Origin of the sequence: Arthrobacter sp. GCM10027362, from assembly GCF_042679445.1 — a bacterium.
Lineage (GTDB): Bacteria > Actinomycetota > Actinomycetes > Actinomycetales > Micrococcaceae > Crystallibacter.
On the sequence record NZ_JBHTML010000128.1, the window covers coordinates 1 to 12,527 of the forward strand.

The following is a 12,527-nucleotide window of genomic DNA, read 5'->3' on the forward strand; positions in this document are numbered from 1 at the left end:
CACGCGCAGCACGACGGCGGCCTCGCCGCCGGCCGCCTGCGGGCCGCACTTCGGTTCCGGCAGGGACACCGGCAGGCTGACGGTGCTGCCGGCGTCGAGCCCGGTGCCTCCAGTGCGCACCGGAACCCAGGCCGCGGCGCCGTCGTACAGGCCCGTCTGCAGTGCCGCCGCTTCGATGACCAGCCGGCCGCCGGAGGAATTGGTCACTTCCAGGATGAGCCGGCGGCTGGTTTCCTGGCCCCGCCGCTGGGAGATTTCCACGCTGACAGGGCCGGGCGCGGGGGAGCGGGCCGTCCCGGCGGGAGCCTGGCGCTGCGGGGTCGGCCCGGGCTGTCCGGCGGGGCCGCAGGCGGCACCGGAGAGCACCAGCAGCAGGACCAGGGACGCGGCAGGCCGGCCGCGGCGCCGCACCCGGATGGGTGTGCCGCGTATCATGGGGAAATCCTACGCCGGTCCGCCCGGTTCGGAGCTGCAGGCAGCAGTGTGGAGATCCGTCAGGAGCAGCAACTTGGCTTCCCATCCGTTTTCCGTCCGCCCCGTCCGCCGGCACGCGCCGTGGAGCACCCCGGGCGCGGTGACCGAACCGGCGCCCGGGGTGTTCTTCGTCGAGGGCCCCGCCTCGAACTGGATCATCATCCGCGAGGGGAAGCGTTTTACCCTCATCGACGGCGGCTACCCGCGCGACCTGCCCCGGGTGCTCGACTCCATCCGGCATGTCGGCCTGCGGCCCGGGCAGGCGGCCGCCATGCTGATCACCCACGGGCACGTGGACCATACCGGCTCGGCCGCCTGGTTCTCCGGCGAGTACGGCACGCCGGTGCTCTCCAGCCCGGGGGAGCACCGGCACCTCCTCGGCGAGGAAAAGTTCCAGGTCGGCCCGGGCCGGATCCTCGTCCGGGCCTGGCGCCCGCGCGTCTTCGCCTGGCTGGTCCATGTGCTGCAGGCCGGCGGACTGCAGCACAACAGCATTCCGGCCGCCGGTATCTGGGACGAAGCGCGGCTGGCCGGACTGCCCGGAGCGCCCGTGGCCGTCCCGACCCCGGGACACACACCCGGCCACACCGTCTACCGGTTACCCGCTGCCGGTGCAGTGGCCACCGGAGACGCCCTGGTGACCGGCCACGCCATCAGCCCGATCGGCGGGCCGCAGATGCTGCACCCGATGTACCACCACGACGTCGCCGAAGCCTTCGGCGCCCTGCAGAGCCTGGCCTCGGTGCCCGAGCGGCTGGTGCTTCCCGGACACGGTCCGGCCATGACAGTCGATCTGGCCGCTGCGGTGCCGGCCCTGGGCCGCTGAGCAGTCAGGCCGCGGTGCTTTCCCGCACCCGGTGCCTGGCGGCTGCCACGGCCCAGACAGCCACCAGGAGCGCCAGGGCCATGGCCGACAGCCCCAGGCCGGAGTAGCCGGCCACGGCCAGGACGGGGCCGGCCAGGGCACCGGCGGACGCACCGGCGGCATTCATGGCCAGGTCGGAGGTGCCCTGCACGGCGGCCCGGTGCCCGACGTGGACCGCTTCGGCCACCAGCGCCGATCCGGAGACAACGGCAGCGGACCAGCCCAGGCCAAGCAGGATCAGGCTCGCGGTTACGGCGGCCCGGGACTCGGCGCTGGTCCAGGCCAGGAGCAGGGCCGCAAGGAGCAGCGCCTGGCCCAGCAGGATGACCGGCAGCCGTCCCGCGTGGTCGGCCAGCCAGCCAAACACCGGGGACAACGCATACATCCCGGCCACGTGCAGGCTGATGGTCAGGCCCACGACGCTCAGGCTGGCCCCGTGCTCGTGCAGGTGAACAGGTGTCATGGACATCAGCGCCACCATGGTGGCGTGGCTGAGCGCCGTGGCTGCCACCGCGAAGCGCGCCAGCGGGTTGGTCCGCAGCACCGTCCAGCCCCCGGTGCGCCGCGGCAGCCGCGCCCCGGAGCCGCTGCGGCCGAGCGCGGCGAGCAGGGGATCCGGCCGCAGGCCGGCCGCGAAGACGACGGCGGCCGAGGCCAGGGTCAGCACGGAAAAAACGAACGCCCCGGACAGTGGCGGCAGGCCCAGGACCGCGCCCACGGCTTCACCGGGTTCGAAGAGATTGGGCCCGAGCACGGCGCCGATGGTCGTGGACCACACCACCAGGGACAGATCCCGCGCCCGGGTCGTATCGTCGGCCAGGTCCGTGGCGGCAAACCGGGCCTGCAGGTTGACGGCCGAGGCGGAGCCGAGCATCAGCAGCGCCAGCAGCAGCAGCGGAAAGGACCTCACCCCTGCTGCCGTGACGGCCAGGACCGCGCCCAGGCAGGCGGCGGCAGCACCGGCGGACAGCGAGATGCGGCGTCCCCGGGCCTGGGCCAGGCGGGCCAGCGGGATCGCGAGGACCGCGGCGCCGAGCGTGCTCATGGTGGCGGCCATCCCGGAAAACGCATTCGATCCGGAGATCGAGGCGGCCAGCAGTGCACCGAGTGAAAGCGTGGAGCCCATGCCCACGCCGCCAAGGACCTCGCCGGCCGCCAGCACGCCCACCAGCTTGCGCTGGCTCGGCCGGGGCAGGGACGCCGCCTGGAGCGTGTGCCGCCGGCCGGCGGGACCCGCTTTACCGTTTCGGCCCATGCGGGGGCTCCTTTGCTGGTGCGGCTGTCGGGGGAGCGGTGCGGGCATCGCGGCGAACGCACCGCTACCAGTATGCCGGACGGTGGCGCCGGAGCGGCGGGCCGGCCCGGAGGCCGAAGCCGGCACCAGGGGCTGCCAGGCCGCGGTGCCCGCTGGGGCAGGCAGGGAAGGGAAAAAGCGGATCCCACGGGCAAAATGCCCCGTGCAGATTATGTCAAGTAAAGCCCGGATGCCGCGGGACCGGCAGTTGGGCATCCCAGGCCGGCGCGGATGGTTCACCAATGGACTCCCAGGCAGGCTGGATGCGCGCACCGGAACCGGTCGGCCCGCCGCAGCGGGATCTACCGCCCATGATGTCCGCTCCAGGCCGGCACCGAGCACCCGGTGGCATCGATTGTCCTGCCAGGAAGGAAAGCTGCTGCGGCCAGGCGGGTTTGCGCCGCCGGACCTTCCATTTTCCGGCCGGGTCTGGACGGTGGCTGATGGCCGGAAACAACCTGCAGCGGCAGCATCGCAGCCCACTCCCGGGCGTTTCCCCAAACCGCCGATAATCTACATTATGTCAAGTAATGCTTTGGAGGGGCTCCCCTGCAGCGTTCCTTGCCCGTCAACATCACGGGCCCGGTACGGCTCCTTTATCGGCTCTTGGGTCGGCGTGGGATAAATAACGTTCGCAGCGGCACCCGGATGGCCAGTGTGCTAAAACGTGCTAAATGGAAGCGGCATTGCCCATCCGACAGTTCTATTCGTGACCGGGCACAACCAAGGCCAGTGACGGTCATTGACGACCGGGGCCCACATGCCCCGTCCAGGGTGCGCCGGTTGCTGATTCCTCCGGCTCAGGAGATGGTTCGGGGGCCGGCGGCGACGGCGCGGATGATGTTCTGGGTGACCTTGAGGGCAAAACGGCGGGACCGCTCCGGGGTGAGGGGGCTGGCCTGTGCGGGCAGCCAGTTCATGGAAGCCAGGTTCAGGACACCCGCCCCCGAGGCGGCAACGTACATGACCGCATCGGCCCAGCCGTGCCGGTGGCGATCTCCGGAAGCGGGCGAATGGGCGAAGATGCGCAGGTTCGCCGGCACCGGGTAGCCGGGCAGGACGCGGTCCACCTCCCCGCCCACCAGGCCGGGGAACTCCTGGCGGCGGGACGCTCCGGTGCCTGCGAACGCGAAGAAGTGCGGGTCGCCGACGGTGAAGTTCCCGACGGCATGCAGGTCCGCGTACATGGCACCGGTGAGCAGGCTTTCGGGATCCCGGCTCGGGCTGTCCCGCCACCGGACGGTCACCAGGCCGGGACGACTGTAACGCACCGGGTCCAGGACCGGGCTCTTATAGCAGACGATGACCCGGTCCCGGCCCAATGCCGACGGCTCCATGCGGGTCTTCCAGTAGCAGCTGTTGGCCCCGAAAAACACAATGTTGGTCCCCCTGTCCCGGGCGGCCTCGATGCCGCGGCGCATGGGCACGGACCAGTATTCCGAATGGCCGGAAAACAGCACGGCCGTGCTGCCGGCCAGCAGCCCGGGGCGGGCGGCGAGACGGGATTCGGTGGTGTAGCCCAGGGAGACCCGCTCATCGTCGATCGCTTCGGCGGCCCGCACCAGCGGCGTGTCGTGGTTGTCCGGTTCGTCGAAGTCCAGGTAGGGCCGGTCAAAGGAAACCTTGTAGGAGCGGTCCGGGGACCTGTCGTCCGGCCCCGCATACAGCGAGTATCCGCCCCAGCGGTTGTATGCCTGCATGGTCACGTCATTGAAGGCCAGGACGGTCCGGGCGCGCAGGGACGCGGACTCCACCACGAGCGGGATCAGGTGCTCACGGGCTCCCCCGGCGGTCAGCACTAGGTGGTAGAAGCCCTCCGGCCAGGCCGAGGTGTCGATTTCGGCGGTGGTGTCCCACGGGCAGGAAACCATCTTCGTCTGCGGGTCCACCGTGTAAGGCTTCTGCTGCCGGACGGGAACCGGCCCGGATTCCCAGACCAGCCGCCGGCCCGCGCCGCCGTAATTGCCCAGCCGGAACGCCTGAATGCCGGCTGCGCCCAGAACGGAACTGGCATACAGCCTCAGGATGCGGTGCGCGGGGGTTGAGGCGGTGCGGTCCAGGAAGCCTTCCAGCCGCCCGTTGCTGATCCAGTGGACGGGGCCGCCGGGGGTGCCCGGAAGCCGATTCTCGGCCAGATAGCTGAATGCACGTGCGGGAGCCCGGGGCGCAGAACCTGCAGCCGGCGCCGCGTTTGCTGCCGCCGACGGGCGGTTGCCGGGCACCCCTCGGCAGGCAGCCAGGGCGAAGGCTGCCAAGGTGCCGGCAAGCACTTCCCGCCGGCCCGGCCCGCTCGCCGGCCCGTTCACAGCCGACCGGCTTCCGGCGCGCCGAAAGGCCGGTGGGCACCGGGCACCGCTGCCAGGCCGGCGGTACCCGCGCCACGAAATGAAGAATACGTTGAAACCATCGGACTTCCATCTATGCGCTAGGCAGAAACTAGCGCCCGTTGCCTAAAGAAAGCTGAAGAACCTGGATAAAGAACCTGACAGTATGGGACCAGGAACCTGACAGGACCGGAGGATGCCTGGACCGGGTTTAATCCGTCATCGACGGCGGGCCCCCCGCCGGCACCGCCGCTCACGCGAGCCGCGAGGATTCAGGCCGGGCCGCCCCGGATGCGCTGCCGGCCTGCTCTCCTGCCTGCCGGGTACCATCCTGCCGGCCGCCGTCGTCGGTCCGGCCGCAGGGGGCCGCCGGCCCGGATCCCGTGTCCGCATCCGGGCCGTCCTACCGCAGCAGCTCGTTCATCACGGGCGCGTTTCCGTCGTTGCCGGTGAGCGGGTCCAGCCCCCACGCGTTTTCGATGGTGTGCAGCAGGGAATAGTGGTCGTAGGCGGTATCCGAGCGGTAGGAGGCCCTGGCCGCCGGTCCGGCGAAAATGGTTGCGACCTTGTTCCGGTTGCCGCGCCCCTCGTCCCAGGTGAGCACCAGCAGGGAATGCTGCCGGGTGAAGGCCGGGGAGGCCAGGATCTTCGCCACCTGCCGGGCCAGCCAGGCGTCCCCGGTTTCGACCGGGCAGTTGTGCATGTCGTGGCACAGGTCGGGGCTGATGAACACGTAGTCCGGGAGGGTGGAGGCCGTCTTCAGGTCGCCGGCCAGCCGGGCGAAGGGCACGACGTGTGCGGCGCAGTAGGCGGCATCACCGGTGATGCCGGGGTAGTACATAAAGGGGTTGTGCTTGACGGCGTAGAGTCCCGAATTCTTCGCGGTGCAGGGGCCGGGCATGCCTTCGGCGTACATTTTCCAAGTGCGGCCCGACTGCCCGATCTGCCCGGTGATCCCGTCGCCGCGGGCCTGGCAGCTGCCCGGGGCCGGGAGGCAGTCGGCGGTGATGCCGGCGGTCGTGCCGCCGGTCAGGGCCAGATAGTTGGGCAGGCTCGGGTGCGTGACCGCCGAGTAGTTGGCTGCCAGCGCATAGTCCGCCGCCAGCTGGTTGATGAACGGGGCGGAAGCGCTGCCCAGCACCTCGGCTGCGGGTCTGTTTTCCTCGACAATGATGACCACATGGTCCAGTCCCCCGCCGCTTTCCCGGCCCGGTCCGCTTTGCTGCGGTTGCAGGCTGTGGCCGGCATCCGCCGGCGGCGCCTCCCCGCCGGCGTCCGGCCGGGCCGGACCGCAGCCGGTGGCGAGCAGTAACAGTATCCCCGCAACGGCGGCAAGGCGCCGGCTGCTTCCCATCCCCCGATCCTAGCCCGGCCAACCGGGGCGGGCACCCCCGCGGGGATGATCCGGGGCGCCAAGGCATCTCCTGGCACCGCCCGTTTCTTGCGGCGCCAACTAATGAGTATTTTGGTCCGGCGGACCGTGGCTTTATCCGGACTGGCCGCGGCCACGGCCCGCCGGGAGCGTCTGACGTGTCGTCTTGCCGCCCTGCGCCGCTTCCATCACGGTGCCGGTGCTGCCGGCCGCACCATGATCCATACCGGGGGCCCGGCGGTCTCCACCCTGCTGGGAGGCCTGAAGCCCAGACGCCGGTAAAACGGGAGGTTGTCCGGATCCGAAGTCTCGACAAGGCACGTCCCGTGCCGCCGGTCGATGGCTTCCAGTCCCGCGGAGGCAACGGCCAGGCCCAGTCCCCTTCCCCGGGCGTGCGGGGCGACGCCGACGGTCGCGAGCATCCAGTCGTGGGCAGGCCTATGGGGGGCGATCAGCGCCTCGGCCCCCGCCAGGACATCAAACCGGTTGCCGTGGACCGCCGCTATCTGCCCGAGGATTCCGGGTGCCGGTTCCGGCGGCGGGGAGGGAATGAAGGCCGCTGCCGCGGTGAGCTCGTCCGTCGTCCAGACCATGCCGTGCGGGAGGGCAAGATGTTCGAGGTAAAGGTGCTGCAGCCGTCGGATCCGGTCCCGGTGCTCCGGCGCGGGCACGGTCCACCTCGTCCACGCATAATCATCGAAGGCGGCGGCGAGGACGGCCGCCAGCTGCGGCAGGTCGGCCGGTGTTGCAGGTCTGGGCATTCTCGCTCCAAAGGTCGTGGCAGTGGGAAGGACGATGGCGCCCGTGTCAGGGACCGGGGTGATGGCCAAACGACCAGGCCGGTTCCGATGCGTCGAGCCGTCCGGCACAGGCATGGCGGATAACCTGTGCGCGAACTTTGCCTCCGGAGGGTGCGGAAGAGCAGGCTTCGGCCGGCTGGCATGGTCTTGCGAGCATACTGACAGCCTTGCGGACGCCTAAGGCAGTTCGCACCGGTAAAACTACCGGGTCACGTTGCAGCGGGTGCCAGATTGTTGCCGTCCAAGGGCAGGCGCATCAGTTCGGCGCGCGTGCTGATGCCCAGCTTGGCGAAGACATTGCGCAGGTGGAAGTCGATGGTGCGGGGGCTCAGGAACAGTTGGGCGGCCGCTTCACGGTTGGTCATGCCCTGCTGGACGAGCTTGGCGACCTGCAGTTCCTGGGCGGTGAGAGCGACCGCCGTAGAGGGGTCCCGTCTGCGGGCGGTCTTCCCGGAAGCGCGCAACTCCTGGACGGCCCGGTCTTCCCACCGGCGGGCGCCGAGGTCCGCGAAGGTTTCCAGCGCGGACTGGAGGTGGGTGCGGGCGTCGACGCGGCGGCGTGAACGACGCAGAAACTCGCCATACGCAAGCTGGGTTCTGGCCCGGTCAAACAAGCGCGGGGAGGCCGCGTGGCTTTCCAAGGCCGCAACGAAAAACGTCTCCGCTTCCGCGCCGTCGGCGAGGACGGCCCGGCCGTGCGCCACGGCCGCGGCCGACCAGGCGTTGCCTGTGGCTGCGGCATACTGCTCCAGTTCCCGTATCCAAGCGGCCGCTTCTTCCCGCTGCCCGGTTCGGGCAGCGGCCTCGGCCCGGTCGACCGCCGCCATGTACCGCACCGAGGGAAGCCGCAGCTGGGCCAGATGGTGGTAGGCGGCTTCGGGCTGTCCGCTGTGGATTGCCTTGCCCCACAGCAGCACGTCGTTGACGAAACCGGCGAGGGTCCCCAGAAGGTGGTTCCGGGCGACGTGCTCCGCCGCCGTGGCGTGTCTGAGGTAGGCGTCATTGCCCTGGAGCGCGTCGAGCAGGGCGAGCATGGCCAGCGGGAAGGCTGCCAGACCGGTTTGTCCGGTGCCTTTGGCCAGCTGTAAAGCCTCGGAGGCGCCGGCGCGGGCGGTCGCCCAGTTTCCGAGGGCGACGTCCGGGATGCAGCGCCGGGTGAGGGCGTACAGCGCCATGACCAGGGCGCCGCTGGTTCGGGCCCGAGACAGCAGCAGGTTGTGATAGTGCAGCGCGGCCTGGTCCTCGCCAAGGTACAGGGCGGCAATGCCAAGGTTCGGCAACAGGTCCTGGTCGGCATGCTCCAGTGGTATTTCCTCGGCGAAGGCTGCACGGAGGACGGTGGCGCCCTGGTCCATCTCGCCGCTGGCAACGTGGTGGAACCCGACGAGCAGGTGCCAGAAACACCGCTGCCGGGCCGGTGCGGTACTCCCCGGCTCCGCTGCCAGCGCCACCGGGCTGATACCGCTGCCGGAATCCGCGCCGGTTGCGGCCAGGGCTGCTGCGAACATGGCCATCTCCCGCGCCCGGACCGGATCGGATGCGGCAACCTCGCGGGCCCCCTGCAGAACCATGAGATGGCCCTGCTGAAGGGATCCGGTGTTCCACTCGATCCGGGCCCGCAGCAGGGCGGCATCGGCGCGCAGCCCGGCGTCGGCCGCCAGCGCGTGGGCACTGCCGCTGAGCGTGCGGGCGCGCCCGGCCTGGCCTGCCAGCCAGGAGCTTTCAGCCGCTTGGTACAGCAGCACGGCTCTCTCCCCGGCATCCGGGGTCAGTTCGGCTGCCCGCTCCCAGGCGGCGCTGGCGGCCTCCTGCCCGCCGCGTTTCCGGGCGCGTTGGGCGACCTGGTCCAGTTCCGCGGCCACCGACCTGTCGGGACCTTCCGCTGCGGCGGCGAGGTGCCACACCCGCCTGTCCGGGTCGTGCCCGCCGACCAAAGCATCGGCCAAAGCCCGGTGCACGCGCCGGCGACGGTAGCCGGTCGCGCTACGGTAGACCGCCGAGCGGACCAGCGGATGGCGCAGCGACAGTTGGCCGTCCTCGACGCTGAGCAACCCGGACTGCTCCACGGCATCCAGCGCCTCGTCGCCGGCGCCCAGGGACCTGGCCGCCTGACGGACCGTCGGAAGGTGCCCGACGTCGTCGGCCGCCGCCACCAGCAGCCAGATCTGCGCCGGCTCCGGCAGCCGGCGGTACCGGTCCAGGAAGGCTCGTTCGACTCCGGCCGTGAGCGGCAGGTGGCCGGGCAGCCGGGAGGTGCCGGCCAGCTGCCCAGGGGTCAATGCCCCGCCCAGTTCGACAAGGGCCAGCGGGTTGCCACCCGTGCTGCGCACCAATTCGGCGGCCACCCGGTCCGGGACCGCGACCCCGGACCGCTCCCCCCAGCAGCCCGGCTGCGTCCGTCTTGTCAATCCCCGTAAGCATCAGTTCAGGAACGTCGCCGCTGTCAAACCGTCGTTCATCGCCGTCGCGGGCGGCAAACAGCAACGCCACCCGTTCCGCGGCCAGCCGGCGTGCCACGAAGAGCAGTGCCGCCGCGGACACCTCGTCGAGCCACTGTGCGTCGTCCACCACCACCAGCACCGGGCCGTGTTCGGCAGCCTCCGCGAGCAGGCTGAGTGCGGCGAGGAAGATCAGGAACCGGTCGACACCATCGGATGCAATCTCGCCAAAGGCGGCCTTCAGCGCCTGGATTTGCGGCTGGGGCAGCTGCTCGGAGTACTGCATCACCGGCCGCAGGAGCCTGTGCAGGGCTGCGAATGCCAGCGGCGACTCGGACTCGACCCCCTGGGTCCGCAGCACCTGCATGCCCTCAGCCCGGGCCACCGCATCATTGAGCAGCGTGGACTTGCCCACCCCGGGCATGCCACGCACGACCAGGGCACCGCCGCTTGATGCCCTGGCCCCGTCCAGCAGCGCCGCAATGGCGGCACGCTCCCCCTGCCTGCCCTGAATCACGGGCAGAAGTCTAACGCGCCGCGGCAAAACCCGGTGATTTCGCCGGTCCGATGCACCGGCCCCGGAGCACACGATCGATACATCACCACAACACCACCGGGAAACCTCAAGGAGCAATCATGAACACCCAGTCCCGACGCCTCGGTTCCGCCGGAGCCCGGCTGATCAGCGCCACCTACCAGGTCGCCGGAATGACCTGCGGACACTGCGAGAGAGCCGTCATCACCGAGCTCGGCAAGGTGGCGGGCGTCACCGGGGTCCGCGTCGACCTGACCGCCGGAAGCGTCACCGTATTCAGCGACCGGCCCGTTGAGCGCGCAGCCATCGCCGGCGCTTTCGACGAGGCCGGCTACACCCTCCTCTGAAGCCCGGCCATCAGCCCGGTACTGAAAAGGACAGTCCCATGATTCCGCTGGAGGATTTGGCTCGGGCCGAGGTGGAAAACCGGGCACGCGAGGCCGCCTTTTCCACCCGGCGCCACCAATCACTTCAAACTGCCGGAGGCACACCAATGACCAGCACCCGCAGCACCGCAAAAGACACCAGGCACAGCTCCCGCACTTGGCTCTTCATCCGCCACTACCTCGAAATGGTGGTGGCCATGGTCATCGGCATGGTGGCCCTCGGGCCCGTCTGGACCTGGGCCACCGGCGCCCTTGGGGTATCCGCCCTGTTCGACCGCCCGGACGTCGCCGCCCTCGTCATGGCCACCAACATGACCATCGCCATGTCCGCCTGGATGCGCCGCCGCCGGCATGGGTGGGCACCCGTCGCCGAAATGGCCGCCGCAATGTACCTGCCCTTCATCGTCCTCCTCGTCCCCCTATGGACCGGGGCGATCTCCGCAGGCACCCTGATGGTCGCCGGCCACCTGCTGATGCTGCCCGCAATGGCCGTGGCAATGCTGCTCCGTCTGGACGAATACACCACCCACGCCCACCACGGACGTTCCGATCAGCCGCTCCATACGCACCACGCCTGACCCAGCCCGCCTGAAGGAAACGGAAGAACAACTGATGACCACACTGGCTCCGGCCGAATCCACCCTCGACATCGGCGGAATGACCTGCGCCTCCTGCGTGCGGCGCGTGGAGAAGGCCCTGGCCGGGCTCGACGGGGTGGCCTCCGCGCGGGTGAACCTGGCCACCGAGGTGGCCACCGTCTCCTACGACCCCGGCAGGGTACAACTGGACCACCTCCTCAACGCCGTCTCCGCCGCAGGCTACAGGGCTACCCCGCGGCGCCAGGCCGGTGCACCAGGCGCGACCTGGCCGGACCGGGCCGCGGAACCGCCTGCTCCGGGTGATGACCAGGAAGCGCGACGCGACGGCGAGCTGGCCGGCCTGAAGCGCAAGTGGCAGGCAACCCTGGCCGCGGGCCTGACCATGATGGCGGTGATGTATCTCCCCCTGCCCATCGACGCCATGGACTGGCTTATGCCGCTGCTGCTGGTCGTAGCCACCGTCGTCCAGTTCTGGGCCGGTCGCGGGGTCTATGCCGCCGCCTGGGCCGCCGCCCGGCACCGCACCATGAACATGAACACCCTGGTGGCCCTGGGCACCGGCGTTGCCTACGGCTACAGCGCCTTCGTGACGCTGTGGCCGGGAGCCGCGGAAAGCCGGGGCCTGCCGCTGCACGTGTACTTCGAGACCTCGCTGGTGATCCTCGCCCTCGTGCTGCTGGGCAAGTGGCTGGAGGGCCGGGCCAAGAAGCGGACTGTCGAAGCCATCAGGGCCCTGGCCGGGCTCTCCCCCAAAACGGCCCGGGTCATCCGCGACGGGGTCGAGTCCGATGTTTTGGTGGAGGACGTCGTCCCCGGCGACCTGGTGCGCGTGCGGCCTGGTGAAAAGATCCCCGTGGACGGCGTGGTCGCCGACGGCGCCTCCACGGTGGACGAGAGCATGCTCACCGGCGAGAGCGTCCCTATAGACAAAGCCGCCGGGGACACCGTCATCGGTGCCACCCTGAACCGCACCGGCTCGGTCGTGCTTCGGGCCACCGCCGTCGGTTCCGACTCCACACTGGCCCAGATAATCCGGCTGGTCGAGGAGGCGCAGGGATCACGGGCCCCAATGCAGCGGCTGGCCGACCGGGTCTCGGCATGGTTCGTCCCGGCGGTCCTGCTGATGGCCGCGGCGACCTTCGCCTGTTGGGCAATCTTCGGGCCCGACGAAAGCCGGATGACACTGGCCATCGGCACCGCCATCGCGGTACTGATCATTGCCTGTCCCTGCGCGCTGGGACTGGCCACCCCCACCGCCGTCATGGTGGGCACCGGCAAGGCCGCCGAGCTGGGCATCCTGATCGGCCACGGCCAGGCCCTGGAGCAGGCCCGGCGGCTGGACGCCGTCGTGCTGGACAAGACGGGCACCATCACCACCGGGCGCCCCCGCCTGGCCGGCCTGACCTTCGCCGGCGGCTGGGACGGGGACGCCGTGCTGGC

General features: G+C 70.3%; 9 protein-coding genes and 2 pseudogenes. 4 read left to right on the forward strand and 7 right to left on the reverse strand.

Features of this window, described 5'->3' with window-relative positions; translation table 11 throughout:
• A pseudogene (locus ACFQ36_RS15960) lies at positions 1 to 435 on the reverse strand (hypothetical protein); the annotation flags it as partial.
• Positions 436 to 508: 73 nt separating this feature from the next.
• Between ACFQ36_RS15960 and ACFQ36_RS15965 the strand changes: the two are divergent.
• The gene (locus tag ACFQ36_RS15965) at positions 509 to 1,300 is read left to right on the forward strand and encodes an MBL fold metallo-hydrolase (protein ID WP_377015285.1); all 792 of its coding nucleotides are present in this window, start codon (positions 509 to 511) and stop codon (positions 1,298 to 1,300) included.
• A gap of 4 nt (positions 1,301 to 1,304) precedes the next feature.
• Here the strand turns inward: ACFQ36_RS15965 and ACFQ36_RS15970 are convergent, their stop codons facing one another.
• The 6 genes and pseudogenes from ACFQ36_RS15970 to ACFQ36_RS15995 form a co-directional block, all read right to left on the reverse strand.
• Positions 1,305 to 2,594 (reverse strand): MFS transporter, encoded by a 1,290-nt coding sequence (locus tag ACFQ36_RS15970; protein ID WP_377015287.1) that lies wholly within the window; start codon positions 2,592 to 2,594, stop codon positions 1,305 to 1,307.
• 839 nt (positions 2,595 to 3,433) lie between these two features.
• On the reverse strand, positions 3,434 to 4,939 hold the full coding sequence (locus ACFQ36_RS15975; protein ID WP_377015289.1) for a N,N-dimethylformamidase beta subunit family domain-containing protein: 1,506 nt from the start codon (positions 4,937 to 4,939) through the stop codon (positions 3,434 to 3,436).
• A gap of 421 nt (positions 4,940 to 5,360) precedes the next feature.
• Positions 5,361 to 6,311 carry an alkaline phosphatase family protein gene (locus ACFQ36_RS15980; protein ID WP_377015291.1) on the reverse strand — a complete coding sequence of 317 codons (951 nt, stop codon included), beginning with the start codon at positions 6,309 to 6,311 and terminating at the stop codon, positions 5,361 to 5,363.
• A 206-nt stretch (positions 6,312 to 6,517) separates the two neighbouring features.
• Positions 6,518 to 7,090, reverse strand: a complete 573-nt coding sequence (locus ACFQ36_RS15985) for a GNAT family N-acetyltransferase (protein WP_377015293.1) — start codon at positions 7,088 to 7,090, stop codon at positions 6,518 to 6,520.
• 248 nt (positions 7,091 to 7,338) lie between these two features.
• Complete coding sequence (locus ACFQ36_RS15990; RefSeq protein WP_377015295.1) at positions 7,339 to 9,459, reverse strand: LuxR C-terminal-related transcriptional regulator; 2,121 nt, start codon at positions 9,457 to 9,459, stop codon at positions 7,339 to 7,341.
• A 217-nt stretch (positions 9,460 to 9,676) separates the two neighbouring features.
• Positions 9,677 to 10,156 (reverse strand): annotated as a pseudogene (locus ACFQ36_RS15995) (ATP-binding protein); the annotation flags it as partial.
• Between the two features lie 47 nt (positions 10,157 to 10,203).
• Here ACFQ36_RS15995 and ACFQ36_RS16000 point away from each other — a divergent pair.
• The 3 genes from ACFQ36_RS16000 to ACFQ36_RS16010 all read left to right on the forward strand — a co-directional run.
• Positions 10,204 to 10,449: a heavy-metal-associated domain-containing protein gene (locus ACFQ36_RS16000; protein ID WP_377015297.1), complete on the forward strand. Its 246-nt coding sequence runs from the start codon at positions 10,204 to 10,206 to the stop codon at positions 10,447 to 10,449.
• A gap of 146 nt (positions 10,450 to 10,595) precedes the next feature.
• A complete protein-coding gene (locus tag ACFQ36_RS16005) occupies positions 10,596 to 11,066 on the forward strand; it encodes a hypothetical protein (RefSeq protein WP_377015299.1) in 471 nt (156 codons plus the stop codon).
• Positions 11,067 to 11,100: 34 nt separating this feature from the next.
• Positions 11,101 to 12,527: heavy metal translocating P-type ATPase (locus ACFQ36_RS16010; RefSeq protein WP_377015301.1), on the forward strand; the 1,427-nt coding region annotated here is incomplete at its 3' end.

What these genes read in the sequence shown, in the direction of transcription:
- ACFQ36_RS15970 (WP_377015287.1), bottom strand. Translation starts at nt 2,594, where the DNA reads ATGGGCCGAAACGGTAAAGCGGGTCCCGCCGGCCGGCGGCACACGCTC.
- ACFQ36_RS15980 (WP_377015291.1), bottom strand. Translation starts at nt 6,311, where the DNA reads ATGGGAAGCAGCCGGCGCCTTGCCGCCGTTGCGGGGATACTGTTACTG.
- ACFQ36_RS15985 (WP_377015293.1), bottom strand. Translation starts at nt 7,090, where the DNA reads ATGCCCAGACCTGCAACACCGGCCGACCTGCCGCAGCTGGCGGCCGTC.
- ACFQ36_RS16000 (WP_377015297.1), top strand. Translation starts at nt 10,204, where the DNA reads ATGAACACCCAGTCCCGACGCCTCGGTTCCGCCGGAGCCCGGCTGATC.
- ACFQ36_RS16005 (WP_377015299.1), top strand. Translation starts at nt 10,596, where the DNA reads ATGACCAGCACCCGCAGCACCGCAAAAGACACCAGGCACAGCTCCCGC.